The organism is Arenibacter sp. S6351L (assembly GCF_023016025.1).
Taxonomy (GTDB): domain Bacteria; phylum Bacteroidota; class Bacteroidia; order Flavobacteriales; family Flavobacteriaceae; genus Arenibacter; species Arenibacter algicola_B.
Genome location: NZ_JALKBB010000001.1, coordinates 404,311 through 430,337 on the forward strand (window position 1 = coordinate 404,311; position 26,027 = coordinate 430,337).

Below are 26,027 nucleotides of genomic sequence, written 5' to 3' on the forward strand. Positions count from 1 at the left end.
TTTACGTAAAAGCTATTTAAAATGGACCTACAATCTAGAAAAATTAAGTTTGTACAGGAGTTTTTGAAATTACAAAGCGAAGAGGTCATTTCCCATCTTGAAAAAATATTGAGCAAAGAAACCAAAACTTTAACTAACCAAGAGTTTGAGCCTTTTACGATCGAAGAGTTTAATGTCCGAATTGATCAATCGATGGACGATTCCAAAAATGGGAAATTAATCAAGGCAAGCGATTTAAAAGCCAAAATTGACAAATGGGCCTAGAAATATTTTGGACTGGATTCGCTGAGGATCAACTTCATTGTATATTTAAACATTACCAGAAAAAAGCTGGTAATCGCATTGCCAAAAAACTTGTAGATGGAATTTTTAATGAGCCTTCTAAACTAAAAATCCAACCCGAAATCGGCCAAATCGAAGAATTATTAAGAGACAGAGAGCTCGGTTTTCGATATTTGATCTACAAAAAAAATTATAAAATAATTTACTGGATAAACGAAGACGAAAATCGAGTTGAAATTATAGATGTTTTCGACGTTCGGCAATATCCCCTAAAAATACGGAGATCGCAATAAGTCCGAAAGTTTAGTCATAGATTAACTCATAAGCGGAGGGATTTTCTCGATTACTATTCGATTTTAAACAATACCATTTATATCCATTTGACTACATTTGTAAAGACGGAATAAAAATCCTCAAAAAAGTTCACAAATCGTCAACATTGTAAACCTAGAAAAATCAGAATCCCTTTAAAATAAAGGGGTCACAGAAAGAGGTTCGATTCTTGGTGAGGTCACGAACCAAAGGTGCGCAGCACCAAAAGCGTCAGCTTTCGGATCGAAGCCCGTGCTGAGCGGCGTCGAAGTGATTCTTGGTGAGACTACGAAGTAGGCTAGACTGAGGTGTATGGCACGGTCATTTCTTTATAAGTAGAACTATACTTTCTTCATTGTTCTGCATTTCCTTTTATTAATTCTTGTGTACCTGATAAGGTTGGCGGGAGGTGGTAAAAAAGAAATTTATATTTAGTAATAAAAATACACTCCTAAGCATCATAATCTTGCCCTGAGGTAATTGGCGATTTTCAAGATTGCGTAATTGTATTGTGGATATTGAAGGAATACTCTTCTCAAAATAAAGCTGTTTGCCATAAAGGATTTGTTTGACGTTTTGTATAGGGCAGTTATTTATCAGGTTAATTATAAAATAGTTAGAGCAAATAGAGTAATGTTCACTTCATTAAATTTATATGTAATTAACATTAAAATTTATTACAATGATTACCGAAAATAAAAATCAAGATAAGAAGTCAGTTTTAAAGGGTTTGAATAATGAGGTTCAACAAAATCGTGGGCTTGACCTAGAAACAAACCCTAATGGGGATTCAAATAAAGGGGTCGGCAAACCGGTTGACAACGGAGGTGTTGCATCTTCAAGATTTGATAAGCATTTGGAAAAGCAATGGTTGGCCGTACGGGATAATTATCTCGCAAATTTCCCGGAACTAAACGATATGGACACCACATATGACAACAAGAGTTTTAGTACTCTAATACAAAAGCTGGCGAAAAGAAGACAGCAAACCTCTGAGCAGGTGCGGGAGGAAATAATGAATTGGCCTTCTTCCCAATAAATGCCGTATTTCTTTACGGCCTTATACTATGATATTACCGGGCAGTTTTCTGGCATGACCATAAGATTCTTCCTTGAATTTAGTTTTGGTTACCATAAAGAAGTCCTGGGCCGCTCCTGGATGTCATAATGAAGGCAAAGTGAAATAGATAAGGGTACTTAAGTAAACGCCTACTAAATTTCGTAAATTGCATAACAGCTATTCAAACAATGTTAAACATATATCCTTTATTGTTACAATTGCCGATAGGCACTCGAAATCCGGATGACAATGATCCTATTGATCTTACCAGTGCATTCGATGTTATTGTTTTTATTATTCTGCCTATTCTAATGGTTATCTTTTATATTCTTTGGAGAAAGAAAAGGAAGAAGGATAAGGAGAATTAGTTGTTGCAGTTAACTTTTGTAAATATAACTTTACGAGTAAGGCCCATAGTGCAAAGAGCTCTATTTCTATAGTAATAAAGGCTAGCCTGATTACAATTGAAACAGGGGTGCAGCTTAAGATGTTTGATGGTGTGATTGGTGGATGGTCTACGCTAGAAACGCCCCATCGCAAAGACCTTGATTATAGTTTGGGAGTGATGCAATTCCAACACCTACTACCATAAATTCCTGAATGTTGATTACCTTAGTGCCAAAGTATTGACCATGGAAAAGAGCAAAATCAAAAATGTATTCGTAGAAGGTGCAATAAGCCCGGAGTTCATTGCCAATTCCATTGCAAAGCACCAGTCCAAAACCACTATTGGGGCACACGATATCTTTTTGGGCCAGGTACGGGCAGATCTAATTGACGGACAGGAAGTGGCCGCTATAGAATATTCGGCCTATGAGGAAATGGCCAATTTAAAATTTCACGAAATAAGGGAGGCTACCTTTGCCAAGTTTAACCTAAGCTGTATGCACATCTATCACAGTTTGGGAAGGGTAAATACTGGAGAAATATGCCTGTTTGTTTTTGTGTCATCGCCACACCGAAAAGAAGTTTTTGAGGCATTGCACCATGTGGTGGAGGAAATTAAGAATCAGGTCCCTATTTTTGGGAAGGAACTGTTTGAGGATGATTCCTATCAATGGAAAGTAAATAAATAGAGATGGTAGATATCACCCATAAAAAATCAACTTTGCGTACGGCGATTGCCCAGGCTATAGTCCAAGTAAGTTCAGAGGATACTATAAGCGCCATAAATAATAAAACGGTGCCCAAAGGCGATGTGTTTGCCATTAGCAAGGCTGCTGGTTTATTGGGAGTGAAGAAGACGGCGGACCTTTTGCCGGACTGCCATCCCCTGCCTATAGAATACACCGATATTTCTTACTCTATAATTGGTTTACAAATAACGGTTTTGGTTACGGTAAAGACCATCTACAAAACTGGTGTAGAGGTAGAAGCCATGCACGGTGCCAGTATAGTGGCCCTAAATATGTATGATATGTTAAAGCCTATAGACAAGGGCATCGAAATACAGCATATTAAATTATTGAGAAAAACGGGAGGGAAGTCGGATATAGGTGCCGACCTATAATTCTCCAGTCAATAAAATTTAACAGTTACTTAAGAGAATCTGTGCATATCTTTGTGGTGTGAAAAAAACAAGGCACTTGCTTTTTTTTAGGGTTCTAGCGCTTATACTTTTCTTAAGTATAGGGCAAGTCTCTATGGCTACCACCAAGGAGGCCAAAGAAGTTAAGGCCGGGGTTAATGGTGAGATCCAAACAGATCATCATCTAACCTACGAGATGCCGAACTCTGGGCATACTATGCTCTTGGCAGAAGGTAATTATCAATTGCCAACAGTTAACGAACTAAGGCCAAATCTCAATTTATTTTCCCCTAATACTATAAGTTGCCTCTCCGTACTCAAGGAAAAGGAGCTTATGTCCCTAAAAAGGGAGGTCCAAATTATTGCTAGTTTGGACGCGCTAACCATTATCTATCCCTTTCACACCTTTTTATAAATTTTTCCATTACTCACACCTAATTCCAGAATAACCAATTTTGGAAAATTCCCCATGCCATACATTAGCCTTGGTAGGTGGGGATGTAATTAATAAATGGAATAATTTAAAAAAATATACAATGAATATATCAATGTTGTTGGTATCAGTTTTATTGGTGCTTTGCACCATCATACCTTTTGTAATCCTTAATAAATCAGGAAAAGGGGATTTAAAAATAATGTCTAAAGAAGTTAAAAACTTAATGATCGAATCTAAACTTAAATTCGATTTAAAGGAAAGTTGGGGCAATTCGTTCATCGCCCTGGATTCAAATAATAAGAAACTTATTTTTTCCAAAGTATTTGATGGCGTTGTAGCCCTGGAAAATATTGATCTTAATGAAGTGTCCAATGTCAAAATCGTAAAGAAAACCTACCAGCTCAAGTCCAAAAATAAGAAGGAGACGGTTTTGGAGAAATTGGATTTGGAGATTAGCTTTTTAGATCATGAAAAGCCCGTCAGGACCCTAAATTTTTATGACATCAATAGTATTTACATGGAGGATTACGAACTTGTCCGTGCCGAAAAATGGAATACTGCCATTAATGGTGTTTTAAAAACAAATATAGAAAGTGCCAAGGTGGCCTAATTTCCTAGGTTTTTTATTAGTTAACATAGTTAAGGGCAATCTGTATTTTGGAAAATAGACTTTTCGGAATACAGATTGCCCTTTTTAGTACTATATATTTTTGAAGGCAAAGGATTTAGAATTACTCCCGTTTTGACCAAATTTCATTTAAGGGGTCGCCCTTGCTGCTTTTGCCGGTATGATGCCAATCCTTGCCATTTAATTCGTAATTGAAGGATAGGGCCGCTCCCACCCGGGAATTGTCCCTGGAGAAATAGCCTATATTTTCTATGTACTTGCCATTGGTTGCGTCGTAGGTTCCGCCCCCGCTACCAAAAAACTCGAAGGTTTCGGTGTTATAGGCAATCCATTGAAAATGCCCGTTCAATAAATATTTCATAGTTTTTCTTGGTCTGGAAGTATCCCTTCTTTCTTCGCCTTGGTCCGTTACCCGGCCAGTCATTAGCCACTTGCCGTCCAGATCCTGAGTACCAATTGTGGTGGGGGTAAAGGTCATTGGCTTGGCCCCTTCGAGTATCAAGTTTCCTTTTTTTAGCTTATAGGGTACATTAATACTGGTAATTTTATCTTCTTTATGGTTGGAATTAAATTCAAGATCAACCATAAGGTTATTGTCGGAGGTGGTGTAGTAGCCACCCATGGTTTTTATAAATTCTGCAGGGGACTCTTTATAGATGGTGTGGACGTAATAATCCCCGTCCAATTTCAACTCGTGATGAAGGGTTCCATCCTTGCTTTTTTCCTTAAAATGATAAACGTTGGCCGGTATTTGGGCCGTAATTTTATTAAAAAAAGAGAGGAGGAGAATAAGACCAATAAAAACGTTGAATTTTTTAAGCTTCATGACCATCTGGTTTTTATTTAAAAATAGTCAAGAAAAGGTTAAAAATCAACGCTTTGGGTTTAATTTTTAGTTAATTTTTTACTATTCGGGAAATTCATTTTTTACTTCAACGTAAAATTTTTTAAAACGCTTGTTTTTTCATTTTTTTTGTTTTCATTTGTCACATCAATTTAGCCTTAAATTTTATCTTGATATTAGCATCTAGTTGAGTACAATGAACCATATTTACAAATTTGGATTTCTGGCAGCAGCAAGGTTTAGGCCACTGAAATTTAATGGTATAGGTAGCCAGAATTTACTTGGTATTCCAAATTTTTCTTCCATCGTGTGCAGTCAGCACGACTATTTTTTTATTCCTACCACTGAAAAGCAGATAATTGTTTAGGGATTTAGTTATAATTTCTAATATTATTTGCATTTGGCGATGCTATTTACTTATTTACAATTCATATATTTATTTAAATGAACACGAAGTACATTAATCTTATAGATCAGACATACTATTTTCCTCAAGAGGAGTTTTCATTGGATGGCGAAAACCTAAAGTTCCATGGAATACCACTTATGGATTTGGTAGAGCAGTATGGCAGTCCTTTGAAATTTACCTATTTGCCTAAAATTTCAGAAAATATCAACAAGGCAAAGGAATGGTTTAAAATAGCCATGGAGAAAAATAATTACAAGGGCAAATACCATTATTGCTATTGTACCAAAAGTTCCCATTTTAAACCGGTTTTGAACGAAGCCTTAAAGAATGATATTCATATAGAAACGTCTTCCGCCTTTGATATTAATATCGTTGAAAAATTAAAGGAAAGGGGTAGGATTAAGGACAATACCTATATCATATGTAACGGATTTAAAAGGGATCAATATATTACCAATATAGCTAATCTTATAAACCGGGGACATCAGAATTGTATTCCTATTATCGATAATTACGAGGAAATAGACCTTTTGTCCGATGCCATCAACGATACTTTTAAAGTTGGAATCAGAATTGCATCCGAGGAGGAGCCAAAGTTCGAATTTTATACCTCGCGACTGGGAATCGGATACAAAAATATCGTACCTTTTTATGAGAATCAGATTAAGGATAATGACAAGGTAGAGTTAAAAATGCTACACTTTTTCATTAATACCGGTATACGTGACAATGCCTATTATTGGAACGAATTGGTTAAATGTTTAAAGGTGTATGTGAGGCTTAAAAAGATTTGTCCATCCTTGGACAGTCTTAATATTGGTGGTGGTTTCCCCATAAAGAACTCTTTGGCTTTTGATTACGACTATCAATACATGATAGATGAGATTATAAACCAAATTAATATTGCCTGTCAGGAAGCGGATGTTGCAGTACCTAATATCTTTACCGAATTTGGAAGTTTTACGGTAGGTGAGAGTGGCGGTGCCATTTATGAAATACTATATCAGAAGCAACAGAACGATCGGGAAAAGTGGAACATGATCGATTCCTCTTTCATTACCACATTGCCGGATACCTGGGCCATTAATAAACGTTTCATTATGCTGGCTATTAACCGCTGGCAAGATGAATATGAGCGGGTATTGTTGGGCGGACTAACCTGCGATAGCGATGATTATTACAATAGTGAGCAAAACATGAACGCCATTTATTTGCCCAAGTACAGAAAGGATAAGCCGCTTTATATTGGATTCTTCAATACAGGGGCCTATCAGGAGTCCATTGGAGGTTATGGCGGGTTACAGCACTGTTTAATACCACATCCGAAACATATTTTAATTGATAAGGATGAAAACGGAAATATAACGACCAAATTATTTAGTGAACAACAAAAGGCAGAGGATCTGCTTAAAATTTTGGGATATGAAATGAATCTTAACGGCAATACTGAAGTTGGTGAATCCGTTAAGCAGAAAATTAAATCTGACCTTTAAAATCAATAAACTTTAAACAAATGAACACAACTAACAATTACGCTGGCATACCAGACGAGTTTGCGCAATTGGAAAAGGCAAAGGTAGTTTTGATACCTGTGCCTTATGATGGAACCAGTACCTGGGGAAAAGGGGCGGACAAAGGGCCAAAGGCTTTTTTGGAGGCCTCGGAAAATATGGAATGGTATGATATAGAAACCGATACGGAGGTCTATCAGCAAGGGATATATTTGGCGAATTCCATAGATGAGGACAGTTCTCCGGAGGCTATGGTAAATGCGGTACATAAGGCCACAAAGGAGTATATTAAACGGAATAAGTTTGTTACCCTTTTCGGAGGGGAGCATTCAATTTCCATAGGTACCATTAGGGCCTTTAATGAGTGTTTTGATAACCTTACCGTATTGCATATAGACGCACATGCAGATATAAGGAAATCATATAATGGCAGTAAATTTAATCACGCCTGTGCGGTTCATGAGGCAAGTCAGACCACCAACCTTATCCAAGTGGGGATACGTAGTATGGATGCCATTGAAAAAACCTTTATAGATGAGGAGAAAACTTTTTTCGCCCATGATATGGTAAATGATGAGTATTGGACGGATAAGGTAATAGATCTTATGACGGACAATGTCTTTATAACTTTCGACCTGGATGCATTGGATCCGTCCATTATGCCGTCTACCGGAACCCCTGAACCAGGAGGCTTGTTTTACTATGAGACCTTGGAGTTTCTAAAACAGGTGTTTGAGGATAAAAATGTTGTAGGATTTGATATTGTGGAACTTTGTCCCAATAAAGCGGATAAATCTTCCGATTTCCTTGCAGCCAAATTATATTACAAAATGCTTAGCTATAAGTTTATGGGTGAGGCCGTAGAAGACGAATACGACAACACCTATGACGTTGATTCCAAAGTGGGAGGCAATAATAATTCAAAATTCGACGATGACGAAGACTAAAGGAGAAATTTCCAATTTTATTGAAAAGTATTATTTACATTTTAACGCAGCCGCTTTGGTGGATGCCGCAAAGGGATATGAAGATCAACTAAAGCAGGGTTCCAAAATGTTGGTCTCTTTGGCAGGAGCCATGAGTACAGCAGAATTGGGAAAGATTTTCGCTGAGGTTATCCGCCAGGATAAGGTGCATATCATTTCCTGTACCGGGGCCAATTTGGAAGAGGATATCATGAATTTGGTGGCCCATTCGCATTATAAGCGTGTGCCCAATTACCGTGATCTAACCCCTCAGGACGAGTGGGATCTGTTGGAGAAGGGCTTGAACAGGGTAACGGATACCTGTATTCCTGAGCATGAAGCCTTCCGAAGGTTGCAAAAGCATATTTTTGAAATTTGGAAAAAAGCTGAAGACGACGGGGAAAGATATTTGCCACATGAGTTCATGTACAAATTGTTGCTTTCCGGTGTTCTGGAAGAATATTATGAGATAGATCTCAAGGATTCGTGGATGTATGCCGCAGCCGAGAAGAATTTACCTATTGTTTGTCCAGGTTGGGAAGACAGTACCATGGGGAATATCTTTGCCTCTTATGTGGTAAAAGGTGAGTTAAAGGCCAGTACCATGAAGTCCGGGATTGAATATATGACCTTTCTGGCAGATTGGTATACCGCAAATTCTGAAAAAGGGATCGGATTTTTTCAGATAGGTGGTGGAATTGCCGGAGATTTCCCAATTTGCGTGGTGCCCATGTTGTACCAAGATCTTGAAAGGACAGATACACCGTTTTGGAGTTATTTTTGCCAAATAAGTGACTCTACCACAAGTTATGGTTCCTATTCCGGTGCAGTGCCGAATGAAAAAATTACCTGGGGGAAATTGGATATAGACACCCCTAAGTTTATTATTGAAAGTGATGCAACCATTGTTGCGCCCTTAATTTTTGCGTACCTATTAGACATGTAGTATATGGACAATTTAAAAAGAGTTATTGTAGACTTTAAAAAACTTACTCCCGAAGTTTTGAAACTTTTGGTTGAGAAGTATCCGGATGGGTACGACGATCTTAATATCATCTCCTTCAAGAATGCGCAAGGGGAACGTATAGAGGCCGTTGAGGTAACTACCGAGGATACCAAATATCTTGTCAAGATTAGCGCCAAGTTGGAAAAGACTATGGCCAATTATGACGAGGATGATTATGAGGATTTTGACGATGACGATCCAGAGGCCATTCCAGATGTGGATATGGAAGGAGTAGAGGGAGATGATGACGATGATTAACTCGTGATGTTTGAGGTTGTTGCCGTTCATATAGCATCTTCGATCAATATTAGGCAATGTAAATCTCTATTGCCCTTGAAAATATTGTTTTCGGACAGTGATGAGCTTTATTTAAAAAACGGCGAAAAAAAATTCGTTTATATCTTTCAATATGGTCTAATCTCTTTTTTTAATCATTCCGAGGATGAAAAAGCGAAGATTTTAGACGCCCTTTCCGCAATTACCAAGGAGAAAAACGCTCCCCAATTTACAGAGACTATAAAAGTAGAAATAATCGAAGGCCACCAAAAGGTGGCTTTCGATAAAGTTATCTTACCCAGTTTTGATGCCGAGTTTATTAGATTGGTAATGTTGAATACTTCCCAATCGGTGGCGTTGGACCAATATTCCGAAATTACACAACAGCTTTTGGAAGAGACTAATGAACACACCCAATATTTGGAAAAGAAGGGAAAGTTGAATATTTCGGGAATTAAGCTAAAGCAGTTTATAGGGAAGGTCCTGAATATTAAAAATCAGATATCAGAAAACCTATATATTTTTGATGAGCCGGACAGTACTTGGGAAAATGAGCAGCTGAACAGGTTAAATCTGGAACTTAAACAAACGTTCGACCTAAAGATAAGGTATAGGAATATACACGAGCAATTAGGGATTATTAAAGAAAACCTGGAGTTGTTTAAGGATATTTGGGACCATAGGGAAAGCAGTAGATTGGAGTGGGTCATTATTATACTGATTTTGGTAGAGGTTTTGGATCTTTTTGTATTTAGGTTGTTGAGGTAAATTGTAATTGATCTTTTTACTACCTTAGTTAAAGCATCATTACTTTATTAAAGCCAGATGAAATGAGCCATAAAAATTCTTTAAAACACCCGATGATTATCGGGAGTGGTTGTTTAATGGCGAATTGCACCCGATAGGTGTCGGGATGACCTCAATTATTATGAATTAAATATAAACAGATGAAAAATGCACCCTTCCATATGTCATTGCCCTGTCTAAGCATAAGCAAAACAGAAGATTTCTACGTAGATGTCATAGGTGCCGAATTGGGAAGGCACTCTTCCCGATGGCTGGATATCAATCTTTTTGGGAACCAGATTACATTTACCAAAGCAGGCATTTTTAATTTTACCTTTAAAACCTATAAGTTTGAAGATACTGTGCTCCCATCTTTTCACTTTGGGGTAATTGTGGATGAAAGCACTTGGAATAATTTGCATGCCAAATTAATGAAGTCGGAATATGAACTTACGACCGAGGTCGTATTTTTAAAGGACAAGATAGGCGAGCATAAGTCCTTTTTTATTCAGGATCCCAATGGGCACATGGTAGAATTTAAATGTTTCAAAAAGCAAAAAGAGATGTTTTTATCCTGATTTTAAGGATTATTTCAGAAAGCCTACCGTCATTTAATAAATTAATAATCATTTATTCTTGATTCCCAGGGGTCAAGTGTTTTATTTTTGCAATTAATTAAAAAGAAAATTTAGATATAGCAATGAAGTATAAGGACCTGGATATTATTGGTAGTGAGGAATGGTGTGTATTTGAGGATTTGGAGATTCCTGCCATAAAGGCTAGGGTAGATTCCGGGGCGAAAACTTCTTCTATTCAGGCAAATAATATAAAAGTGTTTACCAAAGGGGCCCATGAATGGGTAAAGTTCGAGGTTAATCCCCTACAGGACAATAGGGGTATCAATATAGACTGCAAGGCGCGTTTGGTAGACCGTAGAACGGTAAAGAGTTCTTCAGGGATATCCGAGGAGCGGTTTGTAATAAAGACCCCGGTACGTGTTGGCAGTCATACTTTTGAAATAGAACTTACCTTGGCCAATAGGGATACTATGGAGTACCGTATGCTTTTGGGCAGGGAGGCACTAAATGAACGTTTTGTGGTAAACCCTGCGGTTAGTTTTAATTTGGGAGAGTTCACGGCAACAGAAATAAATCAGAGATATGCCTCTCATTTTAAAGAAAAAACAGGGCTTAAAATTGCACTGTTGGCCAGTAATCCCTTGTTGTACAGCAACAAGCGAATAATGGAAGCCGGTGAGGCTTTGGGCCATGATATGGTGTTTTTAAATGTGGAGCACGCCTATATGAAATTGGATGCCAATTCTCCGGAGATTAGATATAGGGGAGGTAACATATTAAATGAGTTCGATGCCATTATACCTAGGATAAAACCGGCGGTTACCTTTTACGGCTGTGCCTTGATAAGGCAATTCGACAATCTTGGGGTGTACTGTTTAAATTCGGCAGAGGCCATTACCCAGTCCAGGGACAAATTGTTTGCATCCCAGCTTTTTTCCAAAAATGACATACATATCCCTATTACAGGATTTGCCAAATCTCCTATGGATACCAAAGATCTTATCAGGATGGTCAACGGGGCTCCTTTGATTATAAAACTATTGGAAAGTACCCAGGGTAAGGGCGTGGTGTTGGCAGAGACAAACAAGGCTGCAGAAAGTGTTATAAACGCCTTTAAAAGTGTGCAGACCAATATTTTGGTACAGGAGTTCATAAAAGAAGCAAACGGCCAGGATATACGCTGTTTTGTAGTAAATGGAAAAGTAGTGGCCTCAATACAGCGCCAAGCTGAAAAGGGGGAATTTCGTGCAAACCTGCACCAAGGGGGGAAGGCTTCCATTATAAGGATCACGTCCGAAGAAAGGAAGTTGGCCGTAAAGGCCGCCAAGGTTCTAAATCTGGCCGTTGCCGGAGTGGACATCATCCGTTCCAATAAAGGACCCTTACTGCTTGAGGTAAATTCATCCCCGGGATTGGAGGGAATTGAAAATGCTACGGGGAAGGATATTGCCAGTATCATGATCCGGGCTATAGAGAGTAAGATTAAATTCAATAGCTAGTCGCTAGTTTTAATAGGAAGTAAAATAAATTGGGAAGGTGTGGCCATCGTTCATGCCTTCCCAATTTAATTGCATGCCCCAAGGACTAGAACTGATTTTTGAATTAAAACCTAGTTAAATTTAAATGCTGCCAAAGCTGGCGTTTATTAAAATTTGTACCTTCGTCCTATGGGAAGAATATTGTTTTACCTCATTGTTTTCATATTGTTGGGCTCTTGTAAACAGCAGGCAAACACAGAGGCCGTTGAAGAAAAGGCGGAGGAGTTTTTCAGTGTGGATTCGCTCCCCAAACCCAGTGAAATTAATGAACAGGCCCTGACAATCTTAAAGGAATGGCAGGAGTTCAACGGTTTGGAAACTACTTTTGAATCGTTGTACCGGGTGGCCAATAGGGAGGATTTGGAATTGGTCATTGAAGATTTGATCGAGAAACAAAAAACGCTGGAAGCATCTACATATCCGGCAACATTTGATAAGCCACAGATTAAGAGTAGACAAAAGGTCTTTAAGACCTATATTCTTAAAACAAAGGGAAATATGGAGTATAGGGTTGGTACCAAAGCGTCCACCATAGAAATGATCAATGCTTATAACGCATTTAGGAACCAGTTCAACGTTATTGTCAACAGCAAGTTGGACACTATTCTAATTTTAAGTGAGTAGGGCCCTGATGTTTATGTTGGTCGTCCTTTTGTCCTTACAGCTGAGGTCCCAGGCACAAGTGGATAAATTGGAAATAGGGAACATTTTGGATAGCTGGCACAGCGCGGCAGGGAGCGCCGATTTTGATGCCTATTTTAATTTAATGACTTCCGATGCCGTGTTTATAGGTACGGATGCTTCCGAGAATTGGCAAATCGAAGAATTTAAGGCTTATGCAAAGCCCCATTTTGAAAAGGGGAAGGCGTGGAACTTTAAAGCCGTGGAACGACAAGTGTATGTCAATGATGAGGGGGATTATGCCTGGTTTGATGAATTATTGAATACCCAGATGAAACTATGTCGCGGTTCCGGGGTACTTAGGAAAGAATCCGGGGAATGGAAAATAGCGCATTATGTACTTTCTCTTGTAATTCCCAATGAAAATGTTTCCGAGGTAGTCCTGATCAAACAGGAAAAGGATGACAGGATTATCAAAGATTTGATCAAGCAATAGACCTCGTTAAGAAAGGGAAGGTTATAATCTTTAGTACATAAAAAAAACCACTGTTGTGTTGTACAGTGGTTTTTTTATGCTCCATTTTAAAGGAAGCACAGAGTTGGGCAGGAAATTAAATGGACTATTCCTTTGTTTCCTTATTCTCTTGTTTCTCTTTTCTGGACTGTAAAGCTTGTCTACTTAGACTGGCCAAATTAAAATTGGGGTCTATTTTTAAAGCTTCATCAATGGTAGCCAAAGCACCATCTATATCGGTTTGATCTTTATTGAATTCTACCAGGGCCTTCAAATGGATAAATGCCGCCTTTAAGGCAACCTCGTAGGGTTGTTGCCTTTCATAGAATGCATATTTCATATCGTCCTTCGCATTGGCAATTCCAAATTCAATATTGGCAGCTGCACCTTCATTGTCACCGGTCTGAATTTTTAGATCTGCCAATTCATACGCCAGATACGGATTTGGTCCTCTCTTATTAAGAATTTCAAACTGTTCCAAAGCCCTTTTTGGTTGGTTCAACGCTTTTAGGGAAATAGCTTTTACCTGTACGGCCAAATCGGAGTCCGATTCGTTTTTTTCAATCCCAATCGTATTTAAAGCTTGTAAATGCTGATTGTCCGTGGTGTAAATGTATGCCAAGGTATCATTGCGTTCTTTGCTTGGAGAAAGTATGTTAAGGTGGGTAATGGCGCTAATAACCCCATTTATGTCACCCTGTTGTCTCATTTGGTCATAATAGGCCTCATAATGCGTAAGCAACTCACTTTTTGTCTGTGAATTTGCTGTAAATCCTACCATAACTAGTAGGATCAGTACTATTTTCTTCATTGTTCTAATTTTTAGTGTGCCAAAACTAGTAAATTATTTCTAACCATTTGTTAAGGAATGTCTTAAACCTTGGATAGGCAATAAAAAAGGATGCCGATCGGCATCCTTTTTTCTAATATGGTTGGTCTGGGTCTGGGTTAAACAACGGTGAGCGTAACATTTCTGTTTTCGTATGCCCGAATAAGTCTGGCATAAAATGCAATACTCACGTTGTCCTTGTCCAAGCTAGAACTTAAGAACTCTTTTAAATTCTTGAAAAGTAAATTTGCCCTGAGAATTGGAAGGCTGGAATTCACTTTTTTGGGGTCATAACAGCTGTCGTCCATAACAATATCCATAATGACTCTCTTTCTATGATAGTCAATGGATACATCTGCAGCATTGTAATATTTTTTTAATATGGCAACATGCAGATTTTGAAATTTTTGGGACATTTTGCTTTTGGAGCAGCTTTTGGAAATTAAATTTTCAATTTCGGTAAGTACTCTTGTTTTTAGACCTGAATTTTCCATGATAATTGAATTTATTCGTTTACTTAAAGGTACGGACTAATCGATAAACGGTTAATAATCAAGGGTGTAATTTAACCAAAAGTGGGTGACTTTGTTGTGAAAGTACAAAAATGTGTGGTGAATTAACTTACAATTGAAGTGTTATAAGGGTAGATTTTAACATTTAAATACTTACTTTCTATGCTTTTGTTTCCTATTTTATCTAAATTTTTGGTGTAAACGGGCGGCAAAAGCCCTCTTTTTATAGCTTCAGTGGTATAATAAGTCTCCTTTGTAGGGTGGAGGGGATACACCCCATTAATGACTTTATTTTCCCAATTCCCATTTATGGCCATTGTGATAATTCCTATACAGTCATTTAGATGAATTAGATTCACTGGGTCATTGCCATTGCTAAGATCGGTTTTACCGGCAAGATGGGTTACAGGATGCCTTGATGGCCCAATTAGGCCCCCAAACCTAATAATGGTGCTATTCAGGTCCCCGTCGTTCAAAAAAATATTCTCTGCCGCTAGAAGTTGCCTGCCCGACTCCGTATTTGGTCGGGTAGGGGAGTCTTCTGTGATTAGTCCGTCGATGTTGCCATATACAGAGGTGCTACTAATAAAAATAATACGGCTAAGTGGAGTTTTTTTTATTTTATCATATAGATGGAACATTTTTTTAATAAAGCTCTCTTGGGGAGCCGAACGCAACTTTGGAGGAACGTTTATAATCAATAAGTCCAATGCCGCTAAAAAGTTGTCGATCTGTCCTTCAATTCCTTTCTCTGTTAGACCAATGGTAAATGGTACAATATTGGCTTTCTGCAATATCTCTATTTTGGAATCGGAGGTGGTGGTTCCGAACACGGTATGTTCCTCATGTATGAGGGATTTGGCCAAAGGTAATCCCAGCCACCCACAGCCTAGAATGCCGATCTTTTTGTTCAAAACGCTATCTTTTTGCTAATCAAAATGGCGTCGTTTAAAACAAATGGCATTGGAATATTGTCTTCTGGCCTCGGAGGGACAGTAAATAATGGATTGTTCAATAGATCGTTGGAAGCTTCATACAAGGTAAGTTCCAAAGCACTCTCCTTGGGGATGGTAATCTGCAATTCGGTATAATCGTTATTACTGATATAGTGGGTGACCAACTTATTGTTTTTCCTATTTTTTAGATAATAGTCGGACAGTTCTATTTTATTTATATTGGTCTTTATAATTTCTACATCATTCGTAAATATTTCCAGGCGGTTTGTGTTGCGTTGGGGCGTAATACATATTTCCAATTTTCTATGGTCCCCTATAATGGTATCCAAGGTAGTTTCTATTTTAGGGGGGGTAATATTTTTTACCGGAGCTTCGGAAATGTAACTAAACCCTGTTCCATATTTACTGCTTAGGGCATCATAGCCCGAATTTTTGGGCTGTGCCTTGTTCATATCTATGTATTGCGATGTCCAACTGGATAGAACATGATTATAGGTAGCCCATTGTGCAGTGTTTTTGTCCGCGTCAAGAATATATACCAGACTTGTGGGTTTCGCATTTTCTTTATCAAAACCCGAAGAAAAGTGGGCTGACAAAAGAAAACCAAAACAGAGTAGCATGAACATATAGGCCAAGCGGTTTTTGTTTTTTAAGGGACCAAAAACCGGAAGCAATAGGAAAAAGGTCAAAGAGGTTAAAAGGGTAGCGGTAATCATCATCTTAAGGCCAAGACCCACCGGGAACATTTTAATTAGAGGGGTGTAGATCCATATGGCAGGCAAAGCCAAAAATAGCAACACGTATGGACTGGGCAGTTTTTGGTGTGTTAGGATCAGCAAGGAGGCGAGCAATGCAAATACAGGAATTATAAAAAAGCTGGCCCCCTTTAAATATACGGCAACCGCCCCACAAAGAATTAACCATAGAAACAACGGGGCAATTAAGAGGTTTTGGGTCTTTGCCTTTCCGAATTTATGATAGGCCCAAAAACCGACAGCCACTGAAAAGAGTACAAAAGCCGCTATGTAGGCATAGCCGTTATAGGTGAAGCCATGAAGGATATCCTGATATTGCGGGTAGAGACTTTTAAGTACTGTCCAGCCAAAATAACCTACTACCCCATTAATGGCCAAGATTAAAAGTAGGGGAACAAAGCCCTTTCCAATTTCTTTGATTTCCAAGGAACTATTTCTAAATCCCAGGAACAAAAGTGTCAAAAAGCCTATTATGGCCAGTACCAGCATAGGGAAAATCCAATCGAAGGGATAAGTGACCAATCTAAAGAATGGAATATTGAAATAAATGGAATCGTTCGGGCTTTTTAGGTTGGTTAGGTCGGAATTGCTAAAGTGCTTCAACAAGGGCATTAGATAACTGCCTTGGTGAGCAAGGGTATTACGGTCCAAACGCTCATAATTATCGCGCGCGGTATGGTAGTCATAATGGTCGTCTATAAAAGCAAAATTTAGTCCCTCTATGTCCATATCTTCCCGGAACACGGTAAGGTCGGTATCATTGGGAAGCATTTTGTATACGCTATAGACCAATGAATTGGCTGCAGGGTATTTCGGATTTGCCTTAATAAACTCATCAATGACCTTCGAATTACCCCTATTGGTTTCCAATAACATATAGGAGGGTCCTCCACTTCCCCGAGCTTCAAAATTTAAAACCAATCCTGTTTCCCGTACCCACGGATGATTGTTTACAAATAAATCCGCACCGTTAAGTCCCAATTCCTCAGCATCGGAAATTAAAATAATGATATCGTTTTTAGGCGTATTGTTTTGCTCTAGGAAGGCCCTTACACCTTCCAATATGGTTGCCACCCCACTTGCGGCATCGCTGGCGCCCAAAGATGAATGGGGGTTGCTATCGTAATGCGAAAGCAAAAGTAAAGCCTTTCCCTTTTCGCTGCCTTTTATTCTAGCCAATATATTGGTTGCACTACTAAAATTTCCCCAGTCCCCAGCGGTATAACCTTGTTGGGTAGTTGTTTCCAATCCCAGCTTGGTCAATTCCGATATAACATAATCCCTAACCTCTGAATGTGCCGGAAAACCTACGGCATGTGGTTTTTCGGACATATTTTTTACATGGACAAGGGCCCTGTCCGTTGAAAATGAAATATTTTCAATATTGGCGTCCGGAGTGTAGCTTGGCATAGAGGCTTCAAAGCTCCAATAAATGGCAAGCAGGAGAAGTAGAAGGGTTATGGGAGAAGAATATTGCTTCATAGTATTTAGTAAAAACTTAAAAGTAAGAAATTATCCCTGTATTACATTATAGTGTTCGGTATAACCAATAATTTCAGGTTTTCAGGGTTTTTTCGAATTGAATTATACGCAAGAATTTAAATGAATATTTATCAATACAACTGATTAAATATTAAATAGTTGTGTAATTATTAAAAAAATACTATCTTTCAAATTAACCTAAAAATAAACGGTATGGGAATAAAAAGTTTTCAGGGAGTTCGCAAGGTCGTAAAAAAGGAATTTGATGCTCCCATTTTAGTAGAGGACTATATGACAAAAAAGCTGATCACCTTTAGTCCTGATCAATCTATTTTAACGGTTATGGAGCATTTGGCCAAATACCATATTTCTGGTGGTCCTGTATTGGATAACAACGGATTTTTGGTAGGTATAATCTCCGAGGCGGATTGTATGAAACAGATTTCGGAAAGCCGCTATTTTAATCAACCTATCTTGGACAAGAGTGTTGAGCGATTCATGACAAAGGAGGTAGAGACCATACCTCATGATATGTCTATTTTTGATGCCGCCGGTATTTTTGACAAACATAAAAGAAGAAGGTTGCCGGTTATGAAAAACGGGATATTGGTGGGGCAAATAAGTCGCAAGGATATCGTAATAGCAGCCCTTAAATTAAGCGGACACAACTATAAATAGAAAGCTGCTTTCACTTCCCCTGAGCTGACGGCTATCAAAACAACAAAACTTATAATTTTTATGCCCTTGAACTGTTTCTTGAAACAGTTCAAGGGCATTCTTAATTGGGGTAATATTCTACTCCCTTTTCACGATCATATAATAATCATTGTCCAACGGAAGATAGCCCAGGTCATATACAAAATAGTAGGTGGTTCCTTTTTTGGTGGTATATAAATTGGTGATATACTCAAAATCGAAACCCTTGTCCATTAATCTGGTCTTGGTAGTTTTGGTCTTGCCATCGGTTAGGGGGTAGCTATCCAAGATTCTGTAGTTTTTGCGCAAGCGGTTATTTATATTCCTGACCAGATTTTTACTGTCTTTGTTCAGTTTATTATTGTAGGCATTTCTACAGTAGTCCGAGCAGAATTTTTTGTCTATTCTGCCCAAAATCTTTTCTCCACATTCCAAGCATTTTTTTTCCATGGTTCTTTCAGTTGTTTTGTTCAATAAGCTCCAATCGTTTTACTACTGATTCCCTTGGTAATAAGGTACCTGGGGAAAGTACGGCATTGGCCCCTATGTTGGAATTGTCCCCGACCAAGGCGCCAAATTTAATGGAGCCGGTATTGGTCCTGCTACCATTTACTTGGACCCAAATGGTCTTATCGGACCTTTCGTTATAGTGATTGGCAATAAGTGCTCCTGCCTCAAAATTTACATGCTCACCAATAATACTGTCCCCTATAAAATTAAAATGGGCCATGGCCGAATGATCGCCAATAATACTGGACTTGATCTCACTACCTGGGCCTATCCGCACCCCCTCGCCCAAAAACACTCCGCCCCGGAGATAAGCGTGGCTGGCAACAAAGCAGTTTCCAGATATAATGAGGGGTTCTTTTAAAATTGCCCCATTTTCGATTACTGCAGTTTTATGGATAGCAATTCTACCTGTAATGGCATAATCGTCAGTATTAAGGTCCAGAATCTTCTTGGTTATTAAAGATGATATGGATGGTGTTATTTCCCATGGAGGCACTCCTTTCTGGTCGGGAAAAAGGGTGTAAAAATGCGCTATGTATGTAGTTATAGCGGTCATTTTTGGTATAATTCTATAGGTAAATTGTCTGGGTCAAAGATGAAGGTGAACTTTTTTTGGGTATACTCGTCAGTACGGACAGGTTCGGCCAAAATGCCTTTTTCGGACAAATCCAATAAGCTGGTATCCAAATCGTCCACCTCAAAGGCCAAGTGTCTTAAACCGGTTGCTTCTGGTCTAGTGGATCTGGGGGGTGGTTTGGGAAATGAGAATAATTCAATGATATAATTTCCGTTCAATGCCAAATCCAGTTTGTAGGAACCCCGTTCTTCCCTATAAATTTCCTGCAAAGGTTCCAGACCTAATTCTTCCACATAGAATTTTTTGGATTGCTTATAATCCGAGCATATGATGGCAATATGGTGTACTTTATTTAAGGTCATTCTTTGTTATTGGAAACTGTTTTAGAACCAATAAGGTACAAATTATCCGATTACAAACGATTAATTCTTTGCGTTGGTTTATTCAATTTTGATATTGTACTTCTTTAATAAACCCAAAGCACCTTCCTTGGAGAATTTGGCTTTGGCAATTTTATTCTTTTCGGGATCCAGGGTATAGTTGAATGCTGTTCTGAAATCAACTTTTTCTAGGTTGGAATTTTCAAAGATTGCACTTTGAAGATCACAGGATTCAAATTGGGTTTCTGTTAGGTCGGATTCGTTAAAATCCACGGAAATCAATTTGCAATTTTGGAATATGGTGTTCTTGAGTTTTAATTTGTAAAAGGAGGATAGATTTAAGGTGCAGTCAAAGAAATTGAATGACAATAAAAAATCGTTACAATGGTCAAAACGTATCCCCAAAAGTTTACTGCTTTTAAAAACCGTTTCCTTAAAGGTGGTGTTTTTTAAGTTTACATTGCTTAGATCACAATCTGTAAAAACACACTCCATAAAAACGATGTTGGATATATCTCCTTTGGAAAATGTACAGGAGTCGAAAACGCAGTTCTCATAATCTCCTTTGGATAGGCGCTTGGAGGTAAAGTCGATTCCTTTAAAGGTTTGGTCCGAAATAAATGGAGTACTCATACTGATATTCGAATTTTTGGTATTTAAATAATCTTGAGGGAAAGAAAGTGTAAAGGAAAGAATATTATAGCTAGCGAATAGGTTACTGCTTATTTTGATTTTGGTTGGTCCATAGTTCTATGATTAAAAGGAAGAAACAAACCACTGTAACAAAAGTGCTATTAGAGCAGGTAAGGCCTGCACCACGAATATTTTTTTACTGGCGGACCAAGCACCATAAATGCCCGCAATGGCCACACAGCTTAGAAAAAAAATGGAGATATTGGTGCTCCAAGCCGCGTCTTTTATGAAAAATGTCCAAATAAGCCCAGCGGCCAGAAATCCGTTGTACAGCCCTTGGTTTGCAGCCAATCCTTTGGTAGGTTTAAACATATGCTCCGGAAGTGCTTTTCTAAATGTTTTTTTGCCCAAGGTCTCCCAGGCAAACATTTCCATATATAAAATATAAAGGTGTTCAAGGGCTATAATGCCTATAAGGATTTTTAATACGATCTCCATAGTTTGATTTTTGCAAGGATTATTTTGTTCTAAATATAGGGGATTCAATTGATTTATCGTTGTTGCAAGTCAGTGTATTGTGGAGTGGTTTATGAACCATAAGGGGGGCATCTATATACATTTACAAACGACTACAAATGATAACAAACGAAATTAAATACTTTTCAACCGAATAACATCTGCAGAGGAAGCTAAGTTTGTCCCATCAAAAATCATTAACTGTTTAACCTTTCCCGTGGATTCGGGATTTAAAAATTATGTATTATGAACGCACTTAGAAACAGAGTACAGTTGATTGGGAACTTGGGGAACGATCCAGAAATTATTAATCTAGACGGAGGTGGCAAATTGGCCAAATTCGCCATTGCTACCAATGAGACTTACAAAAATGCCAAAGGAGAAAAAGTAACGGATACCCAATGGCACAATGTTGTGGCCTGGGGCAAGACTGCTGAAATCGTAGAAAACTATCTCAACAAGGGTAAGGAAGTTGCCGTTGAAGGAAAATTGACCACTCGGTCTTATGAAACCAAGGAAGGGGAAAAAAGGTACATCACCGAAATTCGATGTAATGAACTCCTGATGTTGGGGAAATAAATTGGTCTACTTATCAGGAGGTCTATATCGTAAATAGGCGTTAAGCAGGAAGTAATCTGTTGGGTCCGTTTAAGCGGCTATTGGGTTACTTCTTTTGTTTTTTGGGGGGAGACCACTCATTTGAGCATTGCAAATGAATTTATAAACGCATTGCGAGCCTGCCTATCGGCCGTCAGGGAACGTTAGTCACTTGGTAATCTTTTTGTAAAGGGAACAAACCAATGAGATTGCTTCACTATGTCTGCCTGCGGGCAGTCAAGTTCGCAATGACGGAATGTTGGATTGGAAATAACAATATGCAACGTCATTGCGAGGAGCAATAGTGACGTGGCAATCTGTTTGTATGGGGTGCTATGAAGAGGTTGGTTCACTGCAACTCCTATTGATAGCTAAGTTCGCTAGTAGGAAATAGAATATCATGAAAAAGTCATATGTATATTTACTTGCTAATAAGAATAATACCGTCATCTATGTAGGGGTTACAAGCAATCTAGTTAGACGTATTTATGAACATAAAACCGGTGCATTTCGTGGGTTTAGCTATCGATACAATTGCAATAAACTGGTTTATTTTGAAGAATATAGCAATATGGATATGGCTATTGAAAGGGAGAAACAGATAAAATCGGGAAATAGGAGGCGTAAGGAACAATTAGTCAATAGGGGGAATCCTAATTGGAAGGATTTGGCTATAGGATGGTTGTTTTATATTGATTAAATAGTTTAGAACTTATATGCCATTTTCAAGAGATTGCTTCACTATGCCTGCCTATGGATAGTCCCTTTCGCTATGAAGGGATGTTGGATTGGAAATTAAAATATGCAACGTCATTGCGAGGAGCGATAGTGACGTGGCAATCTGTTGGTTTGGTGAGCACAACTATGAGATTGCTTCACTAGGCCTGTCTGTTGACAGTCCCGTTCGCAATGACGTGCAACTATGGTCGTTAAGGCTTTCTGCTTTATTAGTCCCAATGAGGCGTCATTGCGAGGAGCGATAGTGACGAAGCAATCTGTTGGTTTGGTGAGCACAACTATGAGATTGCTTCACTAGGCCTATCTGTTGACAGTCCCGTTCGCAATGACGGATTGTTGGATTGGAAATTAAAATTAGCAACGTCATTGTGAGCCTGCCTATCGGTAGACAAGGGACGTTAGTGACGTGGCAATCTGTATGATTTTGGTTACTGCTATTTGTTCTTGGCGCACAGCTGTGAGATTACTTCACCGTGCCGCGACTATCGTAAGTCAATTAAATTCGCAATGCTCGGTATGCGCAAGGTTGTCAAAGTTTAAGCCACCTTCTTCATCAAATCGAAACAAGGACAGCGATTACACCTCTTGGATTCCGACTTTTTGTATTTGTCGCAACACTTGGTTTTGCACCCATGGGGAACCATTTCCTTGAGAGCCGTTTTCTGCTCCTTTTTTAAAGCTTTTTTTAGCTTTTTTTTCTCTTTCTTGTCCTGTTTCTTCTTTTTACCCACTGGAAATTAGAATAATAACGAGGCAAAAGTATTTATTTTAATTAAATCTAAATAAGATTAAATGTTAAATTTATGCCTTTGGTGTTATGGCCGCACTATTGGCTGTAATCTGCTGTATATCTCGATCGAACAAATACAGGCCGCCTTTGTCATTGCCAATAAGGTTGATCTTGTCCAAAATATTACGCGCCAAGGCCTCTTCCTCGATTTGTTCCGCTACATACCATTGAAGAAAATTATGGGTAGCATAATCCTTTTCCTGCAGGGTTACATGTACCAGTTCGTTAATGCTATTGGAAACAAAAATTTCATGATCCAATAGCTCGTGGAACATTTTCTGAAAACTGCCGAAGTCGGTTTTAGGAGCTTTAAGCGCGGATACAAAGGCGTGCCCGCCCCTTTCATTAATGTATTTTACCAGCTTGAGCATATGCAAACGCTCCTCATCCGATTGGCTGTACATAAATTGTGCAATACCTTCCAATCCTTTTCCTTCTGCCCAAGAGGCCATGGATAAATATACCTGTGAAGATTCGGCCTCTATACGGACCTGTTCGTTCAATGCTTTTTCTAGTTTTTCGGACAACATAAGTTTCAAATTTTAACTAAAGTTACAAATAAATGGCTCTTTTTACCAGCTCTTAACTTAAGATTTGGAGTTATTTGTGCAAAGCCAATTGTATCCGTTTTCTGGGAATATCAACTTCCAGCACCTTTACAATAATTTGCTGGTGCAGGCTAACATGTTCGTTCACATCTTTTACAAAACTATCGGATAGGTTGGAGATATGGATTAGGCCACTTTCTTTGATCCCTACATCCACAAAGCAGCCAAAATTGGTAATGTTGTTTACTATTCCCGGTAATAATTGTCCCTCTTTTAGATCGGAAATGGTCCTTATGTTCTGATTAAAGGTAAATACCTTAGCCTTTTCCCTAACGTCCAGCCCGGGTTTCTCCAATTCCTTTACAATATCCTGTAGGGTGGGCAATCCTACATTTTCTGTGCAATATTTATTTAGATCGATCTTTTTGAGGACTTCCTTGTTTCCTATTATTTCGGAAAGGGGAACTCCTTGATCTTTCACCATTTTTTGTACAAGGGAATAGCTCTCAGGATGTACTGCAGAATCATCCAAAGGATTTTTTGCCTGCCTGATACGTAAAAATGCCGCTCCCTGTTCAAAGGCTTTTTCTCCCAAACGGGGCACCTTTTTTATTTCGCTCCTACTGGTAAAGGCACCATTTTCGTTCCTATAGGCCACAATGTTTTCCGCCAATTTAGGGCCAATTCCGGAAACATAGCTAAGTAAGGGAACACTGGCAGTATTAATGTTTACGCCCACGGTGTTAACACAGCTTTCTACTGCGGCATCCAGGGAATTTTTCAATAGATTTTGGTCTACATCATGCTGATATTGTCCGACCCCGATAGATTTGGCATCTATTTTAACCAATTCTGCCAAGGGATCTGCTAGGCGTCTTCCTATCGATACGGCACCCCTAACGGTAACATCGTAATTGGGGAATTCCTCCCGGGCAATTTTAGAGGCAGAATAAATTGAGGCACCGGCCTCACTGACCACAAACACCTCAATATTGTTCTTGAATTGAATCCGCTTTATTAATTGCTCCGTTTCCCTGGAGGCGGTACCGTTTCCTATGGCTATGGCTTCAATCTTATAGGCGTCTGCCAAAGAACTTATTTTCTTTATAGCCCCAGTGCTGTCGTTTTGAGGTGCGTGTGGGTAAATGGTCCCGTTATGCTCCAAATCGCCCTGAGCGCTAAGGCAAACCACTTTACAGCCCGTTCTGAAGCCAGGATCTATGGCCAAAATTCTTTTTTCGCCTAAGGGCGAGCCCAATAACAGTTGTTTCAGGTTTTTGGAAAATACCTGAATGGCCGATTCGTCCGCTTTTTCCTTAGCAGATTTTAGAATTTCATTGGAAAGGGAAGGGAATAGCAACCTCTTATAGGCATCCTGTATGGCCAGTTGAAGATGTGGAGTAGTAGCATTTTTATTTTTGATGATCCTATACTCCATATTGGAGATGGCCTTATCATCGTCTATCTCGACTTTAACCCTTATAAAACCTTCATTTTCGGCTCGCAGTATGGCCAAGAGTCGGTGCGATGGACATCTATTTAAGGGTTCGCTCCATTCAAAATAGTCCCTAAATTTTTGTGCCTTTTCATCATCTTTCTTTGTGGAAATAACCTTGGTGGATATTAAGGCGAATTTTTCCAATTGGGACCTGATCTGATTTCGGATATCGCTGCGCTCATTGATCCACTCCGAAATTATATGTCGGGCTCCTTCCAGGGCATCATCTTCATTGGGAACCGCATCATTGATATATTTGGATGCCTCAAAATCGATTTCATCGGTACGCTGGGCCAAAATAATTTTAGCCAAGGGCTCCAAGCCATTTTTCTTAGCTGTTTCTGCTTTGGTTTTTCGCTTTTTCTTGAAGGGTAGATAAAGATCCTCCAAGGTGGTGAGATCCTCGGCATCATTTATTTTTTTTGCCAATTCAGGAATTAGTTCCTCCTGTTCCTCTATGGATTTAAGGATGGCCGACTTACGTTTTTCCAAAGCTTCAAACTGCGATTTGTACTGTACAATGGCGCCAATTTGCACCTCGTCCAAATTTCCGGTCCGCTCTTTTCGGTAACGGGAAATAAAGGGTACTGTACAATCCTCATTTAATAGGGCAACCGTATTTTCTATGCCTTTTAATGGGAGTTGGGTGTTTTTGGATATGTAGGATATAAGATTCATGGGGTATTTTGATTTTTAAGTAGTAGGTTTCAGGGCAT

General features: G+C 38.9%; 32 protein-coding genes. 20 read left to right on the plus strand and 12 right to left on the minus strand.

Features of this window, described 5'->3' with window-relative positions; genetic code table 11:
* Nucleotides 1-21: 21 nt before the first annotated feature.
* The 8 genes from MWU82_RS01625 to MWU82_RS01660 all read left to right on the plus strand — a co-directional run bounded on the left by MWU82_RS01625 (nt 22) and on the right by MWU82_RS01660 (nt 4,228).
* Nucleotides 22-264, plus strand: coding sequence for a hypothetical protein (locus MWU82_RS01625; protein WP_072859855.1), 243 nt, complete (start codon nt 22-24; stop codon nt 262-264).
* Nucleotides 255-575 carry a type II toxin-antitoxin system RelE/ParE family toxin gene (locus tag MWU82_RS01630; protein ID WP_072859854.1) on the plus strand — a complete coding sequence of 107 codons (321 nt, stop codon included), beginning with the start codon at nt 255-257 and terminating at the stop codon, nt 573-575. The genes MWU82_RS01625 and MWU82_RS01630 overlap by 10 nt, the downstream gene beginning before the upstream one ends.
* Nucleotides 576-1,276: 701 nt before the next feature.
* Nucleotides 1,277-1,633: a hypothetical protein gene (locus tag MWU82_RS01635; RefSeq protein WP_247094997.1), complete on the plus strand. Its 357-nt coding sequence runs from the start codon at nt 1,277-1,279 to the stop codon at nt 1,631-1,633.
* A gap of 209 nt (nt 1,634-1,842) precedes the next feature.
* On the plus strand, nt 1,843-2,022 hold the full coding sequence (locus MWU82_RS01640; RefSeq protein ID WP_247094998.1) for an adenylosuccinate synthetase: 180 nt from the start codon (nt 1,843-1,845) through the stop codon (nt 2,020-2,022).
* 264 nt (nt 2,023-2,286) lie between these two features.
* A complete protein-coding gene (locus MWU82_RS01645; protein ID WP_215947839.1) occupies nt 2,287-2,730 on the plus strand; it encodes a molybdenum cofactor biosynthesis protein MoaE in 444 nt (147 codons plus the stop codon).
* A gap of 2 nt (nt 2,731-2,732) precedes the next feature.
* Nucleotides 2,733-3,164: a cyclic pyranopterin monophosphate synthase MoaC gene (moaC, locus tag MWU82_RS01650; RefSeq protein WP_247094999.1), complete on the plus strand. Its 432-nt coding sequence runs from the start codon at nt 2,733-2,735 to the stop codon at nt 3,162-3,164.
* Nucleotides 3,165-3,222: 58 nt separating this feature from the next.
* On the plus strand, nt 3,223-3,597 hold the full coding sequence (locus MWU82_RS01655; protein WP_215947841.1) for a hypothetical protein: 375 nt from the start codon (nt 3,223-3,225) through the stop codon (nt 3,595-3,597).
* 121 nt (nt 3,598-3,718) lie between these two features.
* Complete coding sequence (locus MWU82_RS01660) at nt 3,719-4,228, plus strand: hypothetical protein (protein WP_215947842.1); 510 nt, start codon at nt 3,719-3,721, stop codon at nt 4,226-4,228.
* A 121-nt stretch (nt 4,229-4,349) separates the two neighbouring features.
* Here the strand turns inward: MWU82_RS01660 and MWU82_RS01665 are convergent, their stop codons facing one another.
* Nucleotides 4,350-5,072: a hypothetical protein gene (locus MWU82_RS01665; protein ID WP_247095000.1), complete on the minus strand. Its 723-nt coding sequence runs from the start codon at nt 5,070-5,072 to the stop codon at nt 4,350-4,352.
* A gap of 462 nt (nt 5,073-5,534) precedes the next feature.
* On the opposite strand from MWU82_RS01665, the gene MWU82_RS01670 reads away from it, so the two are divergent.
* The 9 genes from MWU82_RS01670 to MWU82_RS01710 all read left to right on the plus strand — a co-directional run bounded on the left by MWU82_RS01670 (nt 5,535) and on the right by MWU82_RS01710 (nt 13,276).
* Entirely contained in the window at nt 5,535-6,992 is a 1,458-nt protein-coding gene (locus MWU82_RS01670; protein WP_215947844.1) for an arginine decarboxylase, read from the plus strand.
* 20 nt (nt 6,993-7,012) lie between these two features.
* Nucleotides 7,013-7,957: an agmatinase gene (gene speB, locus MWU82_RS01675; RefSeq protein WP_215947845.1), complete on the plus strand. Its 945-nt coding sequence runs from the start codon at nt 7,013-7,015 to the stop codon at nt 7,955-7,957.
* On the plus strand, nt 7,944-8,921 hold the full coding sequence (locus tag MWU82_RS01680; protein WP_215947846.1) for a deoxyhypusine synthase family protein: 978 nt from the start codon (nt 7,944-7,946) through the stop codon (nt 8,919-8,921). Before speB ends, MWU82_RS01680 begins: the two co-directional genes overlap by 14 nt.
* A 3-nt stretch (nt 8,922-8,924) precedes the next feature.
* Nucleotides 8,925-9,239 carry a hypothetical protein gene (locus MWU82_RS01685; protein WP_103442589.1) on the plus strand — a complete coding sequence of 105 codons (315 nt, stop codon included), beginning with the start codon at nt 8,925-8,927 and terminating at the stop codon, nt 9,237-9,239.
* A gap of 75 nt (nt 9,240-9,314) precedes the next feature.
* Nucleotides 9,315-10,025 (plus strand): RMD1 family protein, encoded by a 711-nt coding sequence (locus MWU82_RS01690; protein ID WP_247095001.1) that lies wholly within the window; start codon nt 9,315-9,317, stop codon nt 10,023-10,025.
* Nucleotides 10,026-10,204: 179 nt separating this feature from the next.
* Entirely contained in the window at nt 10,205-10,621 is a 417-nt protein-coding gene (locus MWU82_RS01695) for a bleomycin resistance protein (protein ID WP_215947848.1), read from the plus strand.
* Between the two features lie 122 nt (nt 10,622-10,743).
* A complete protein-coding gene (gene rimK / locus MWU82_RS01700; protein ID WP_215947849.1) occupies nt 10,744-12,120 on the plus strand; it encodes a 30S ribosomal protein S6--L-glutamate ligase in 1,377 nt (458 codons plus the stop codon).
* Between the two features lie 168 nt (nt 12,121-12,288).
* Nucleotides 12,289-12,783, plus strand: coding sequence for a hypothetical protein (locus tag MWU82_RS01705; RefSeq protein WP_215947850.1), 495 nt, complete (start codon nt 12,289-12,291; stop codon nt 12,781-12,783).
* Complete coding sequence (locus tag MWU82_RS01710; RefSeq protein ID WP_247095002.1) at nt 12,776-13,276, plus strand: nuclear transport factor 2 family protein; 501 nt, start codon at nt 12,776-12,778, stop codon at nt 13,274-13,276. Before MWU82_RS01705 ends, MWU82_RS01710 begins: the two co-directional genes overlap by 8 nt.
* A gap of 124 nt (nt 13,277-13,400) precedes the next feature.
* Here the strand turns inward: MWU82_RS01710 and MWU82_RS01715 are convergent, their stop codons facing one another.
* The 4 genes from MWU82_RS01715 to MWU82_RS01730 form a co-directional block, all read right to left on the minus strand.
* The gene (locus MWU82_RS01715) at nt 13,401-14,105 is read right to left on the minus strand and encodes a hypothetical protein (protein WP_247095003.1); all 705 of its coding nucleotides are present in this window, start codon (nt 14,103-14,105) and stop codon (nt 13,401-13,403) included.
* 137 nt (nt 14,106-14,242) lie between these two features.
* The gene (locus tag MWU82_RS01720) at nt 14,243-14,617 is read right to left on the minus strand and encodes a hypothetical protein (RefSeq protein ID WP_215947852.1); all 375 of its coding nucleotides are present in this window, start codon (nt 14,615-14,617) and stop codon (nt 14,243-14,245) included.
* 122 nt (nt 14,618-14,739) lie between these two features.
* Nucleotides 14,740-15,549, minus strand: coding sequence for an SDR family oxidoreductase (locus MWU82_RS01725; protein ID WP_247095004.1), 810 nt, complete (start codon nt 15,547-15,549; stop codon nt 14,740-14,742).
* Nucleotides 15,546-17,828: a M28 family peptidase gene (locus MWU82_RS01730; RefSeq protein WP_247095005.1), complete on the minus strand. Its 2,283-nt coding sequence runs from the start codon at nt 17,826-17,828 to the stop codon at nt 15,546-15,548. Before MWU82_RS01730 ends, MWU82_RS01725 begins: the two co-directional genes overlap by 4 nt.
* A gap of 213 nt (nt 17,829-18,041) precedes the next feature.
* On the opposite strand from MWU82_RS01730, the gene MWU82_RS01735 reads away from it, so the two are divergent.
* Nucleotides 18,042-18,506 (plus strand): CBS domain-containing protein, encoded by a 465-nt coding sequence (locus MWU82_RS01735; RefSeq protein WP_069859037.1) that lies wholly within the window; start codon nt 18,042-18,044, stop codon nt 18,504-18,506.
* A gap of 117 nt (nt 18,507-18,623) precedes the next feature.
* Here MWU82_RS01735 and MWU82_RS01740 read toward each other — a convergent pair whose 3' ends face one another.
* The 5 genes from MWU82_RS01740 to MWU82_RS01760 form a co-directional block, all read right to left on the minus strand.
* Nucleotides 18,624-18,974 (minus strand): hypothetical protein, encoded by a 351-nt coding sequence (locus MWU82_RS01740; RefSeq protein WP_215947855.1) that lies wholly within the window; start codon nt 18,972-18,974, stop codon nt 18,624-18,626.
* Nucleotides 18,975-18,981: 7 nt separating this feature from the next.
* The gene (locus MWU82_RS01745; RefSeq protein WP_215947856.1) at nt 18,982-19,590 is read right to left on the minus strand and encodes an LpxA family transferase; all 609 of its coding nucleotides are present in this window, start codon (nt 19,588-19,590) and stop codon (nt 18,982-18,984) included.
* Nucleotides 19,587-19,973, minus strand: coding sequence for a VOC family protein (locus tag MWU82_RS01750; RefSeq protein ID WP_215947857.1), 387 nt, complete (start codon nt 19,971-19,973; stop codon nt 19,587-19,589). Before MWU82_RS01750 ends, MWU82_RS01745 begins: the two co-directional genes overlap by 4 nt.
* A gap of 78 nt (nt 19,974-20,051) precedes the next feature.
* The gene (locus tag MWU82_RS01755) at nt 20,052-20,624 is read right to left on the minus strand and encodes a pentapeptide repeat-containing protein (protein WP_247095006.1); all 573 of its coding nucleotides are present in this window, start codon (nt 20,622-20,624) and stop codon (nt 20,052-20,054) included.
* Nucleotides 20,625-20,747: 123 nt separating this feature from the next.
* On the minus strand, nt 20,748-21,122 hold the full coding sequence (locus MWU82_RS01760; protein ID WP_215947859.1) for a DUF1304 domain-containing protein: 375 nt from the start codon (nt 21,120-21,122) through the stop codon (nt 20,748-20,750).
* A 264-nt stretch (nt 21,123-21,386) separates the two neighbouring features.
* On the opposite strand from MWU82_RS01760, the gene ssb reads away from it, so the two are divergent.
* A complete protein-coding gene (ssb, locus tag MWU82_RS01765; RefSeq protein WP_031442041.1) occupies nt 21,387-21,719 on the plus strand; it encodes a single-stranded DNA-binding protein in 333 nt (110 codons plus the stop codon).
* Between the two features lie 418 nt (nt 21,720-22,137).
* Entirely contained in the window at nt 22,138-22,437 is a 300-nt protein-coding gene (locus MWU82_RS01770) for a GIY-YIG nuclease family protein (protein WP_215947860.1), read from the plus strand.
* 839 nt (nt 22,438-23,276) lie between these two features.
* Here MWU82_RS01770 and MWU82_RS01780 read toward each other — a convergent pair.
* Complete coding sequence (locus MWU82_RS01780) at nt 23,277-23,795, minus strand: ferritin (protein ID WP_215947861.1); 519 nt, start codon at nt 23,793-23,795, stop codon at nt 23,277-23,279.
* 70 nt (nt 23,796-23,865) lie between these two features.
* Nucleotides 23,866-25,989 carry a Tex family protein gene (locus tag MWU82_RS01785; protein WP_247095008.1) on the minus strand — a complete coding sequence of 708 codons (2,124 nt, stop codon included), beginning with the start codon at nt 25,987-25,989 and terminating at the stop codon, nt 23,866-23,868.
* Nucleotides 25,990-26,027 lie beyond the last annotated feature (38 nt).

What these genes read in the sequence shown, in the direction of transcription:
- MWU82_RS01685 (WP_103442589.1), top strand. Translation starts at nt 8,925, where the DNA reads ATGGACAATTTAAAAAGAGTTATTGTAGACTTTAAAAAACTTACTCCC.
- MWU82_RS01760 (WP_215947859.1), bottom strand. Translation starts at nt 21,122, where the DNA reads ATGGAGATCGTATTAAAAATCCTTATAGGCATTATAGCCCTTGAACAC.
- MWU82_RS01780 (WP_215947861.1), bottom strand. Translation starts at nt 23,795, where the DNA reads ATGTTGTCCGAAAAACTAGAAAAAGCATTGAACGAACAGGTCCGTATA.
- MWU82_RS01740 (WP_215947855.1), bottom strand. Translation starts at nt 18,974, where the DNA reads ATGGAAAAAAAATGCTTGGAATGTGGAGAAAAGATTTTGGGCAGAATA.
- MWU82_RS01635 (WP_247094997.1), top strand. Translation starts at nt 1,277, where the DNA reads ATGATTACCGAAAATAAAAATCAAGATAAGAAGTCAGTTTTAAAGGGT.
- MWU82_RS01625 (WP_072859855.1), top strand. Translation starts at nt 22, where the DNA reads ATGGACCTACAATCTAGAAAAATTAAGTTTGTACAGGAGTTTTTGAAA.
- ssb (WP_031442041.1), top strand. Translation starts at nt 21,387, where the DNA reads ATGAACGCACTTAGAAACAGAGTACAGTTGATTGGGAACTTGGGGAAC.
- MWU82_RS01695 (WP_215947848.1), top strand. Translation starts at nt 10,205, where the DNA reads ATGAAAAATGCACCCTTCCATATGTCATTGCCCTGTCTAAGCATAAGC.
- MWU82_RS01715 (WP_247095003.1), bottom strand. Translation starts at nt 14,105, where the DNA reads ATGAAGAAAATAGTACTGATCCTACTAGTTATGGTAGGATTTACAGCA.
- MWU82_RS01660 (WP_215947842.1), top strand. Translation starts at nt 3,719, where the DNA reads ATGAATATATCAATGTTGTTGGTATCAGTTTTATTGGTGCTTTGCACC.
- speB (WP_215947845.1), top strand. Translation starts at nt 7,013, where the DNA reads ATGAACACAACTAACAATTACGCTGGCATACCAGACGAGTTTGCGCAA.
- MWU82_RS01630 (WP_072859854.1), top strand. Translation starts at nt 255, where the DNA reads ATGGGCCTAGAAATATTTTGGACTGGATTCGCTGAGGATCAACTTCAT.
- MWU82_RS01720 (WP_215947852.1), bottom strand. Translation starts at nt 14,617, where the DNA reads ATGGAAAATTCAGGTCTAAAAACAAGAGTACTTACCGAAATTGAAAAT.
- MWU82_RS01665 (WP_247095000.1), bottom strand. Translation starts at nt 5,072, where the DNA reads ATGAAGCTTAAAAAATTCAACGTTTTTATTGGTCTTATTCTCCTCCTC.
- MWU82_RS01745 (WP_215947856.1), bottom strand. Translation starts at nt 19,590, where the DNA reads ATGACCGCTATAACTACATACATAGCGCATTTTTACACCCTTTTTCCC.
- MWU82_RS01645 (WP_215947839.1), top strand. Translation starts at nt 2,287, where the DNA reads ATGGAAAAGAGCAAAATCAAAAATGTATTCGTAGAAGGTGCAATAAGC.
- MWU82_RS01730 (WP_247095005.1), bottom strand. Translation starts at nt 17,828, where the DNA reads ATGAAGCAATATTCTTCTCCCATAACCCTTCTACTTCTCCTGCTTGCC.
- moaC (WP_247094999.1), top strand. Translation starts at nt 2,733, where the DNA reads ATGGTAGATATCACCCATAAAAAATCAACTTTGCGTACGGCGATTGCC.
- MWU82_RS01770 (WP_215947860.1), top strand. Translation starts at nt 22,138, where the DNA reads ATGAAAAAGTCATATGTATATTTACTTGCTAATAAGAATAATACCGTC.
- MWU82_RS01680 (WP_215947846.1), top strand. Translation starts at nt 7,944, where the DNA reads ATGACGAAGACTAAAGGAGAAATTTCCAATTTTATTGAAAAGTATTAT.
- MWU82_RS01705 (WP_215947850.1), top strand. Translation starts at nt 12,289, where the DNA reads ATGGGAAGAATATTGTTTTACCTCATTGTTTTCATATTGTTGGGCTCT.
- MWU82_RS01785 (WP_247095008.1), bottom strand. Translation starts at nt 25,989, where the DNA reads ATGAATCTTATATCCTACATATCCAAAAACACCCAACTCCCATTAAAA.
- MWU82_RS01750 (WP_215947857.1), bottom strand. Translation starts at nt 19,973, where the DNA reads ATGACCTTAAATAAAGTACACCATATTGCCATCATATGCTCGGATTAT.
- MWU82_RS01735 (WP_069859037.1), top strand. Translation starts at nt 18,042, where the DNA reads ATGGGAATAAAAAGTTTTCAGGGAGTTCGCAAGGTCGTAAAAAAGGAA.
- MWU82_RS01670 (WP_215947844.1), top strand. Translation starts at nt 5,535, where the DNA reads ATGAACACGAAGTACATTAATCTTATAGATCAGACATACTATTTTCCT.
- rimK (WP_215947849.1), top strand. Translation starts at nt 10,744, where the DNA reads ATGAAGTATAAGGACCTGGATATTATTGGTAGTGAGGAATGGTGTGTA.
- MWU82_RS01755 (WP_247095006.1), bottom strand. Translation starts at nt 20,624, where the DNA reads ATGAGTACTCCATTTATTTCGGACCAAACCTTTAAAGGAATCGACTTT.
- MWU82_RS01640 (WP_247094998.1), top strand. Translation starts at nt 1,843, where the DNA reads ATGTTAAACATATATCCTTTATTGTTACAATTGCCGATAGGCACTCGA.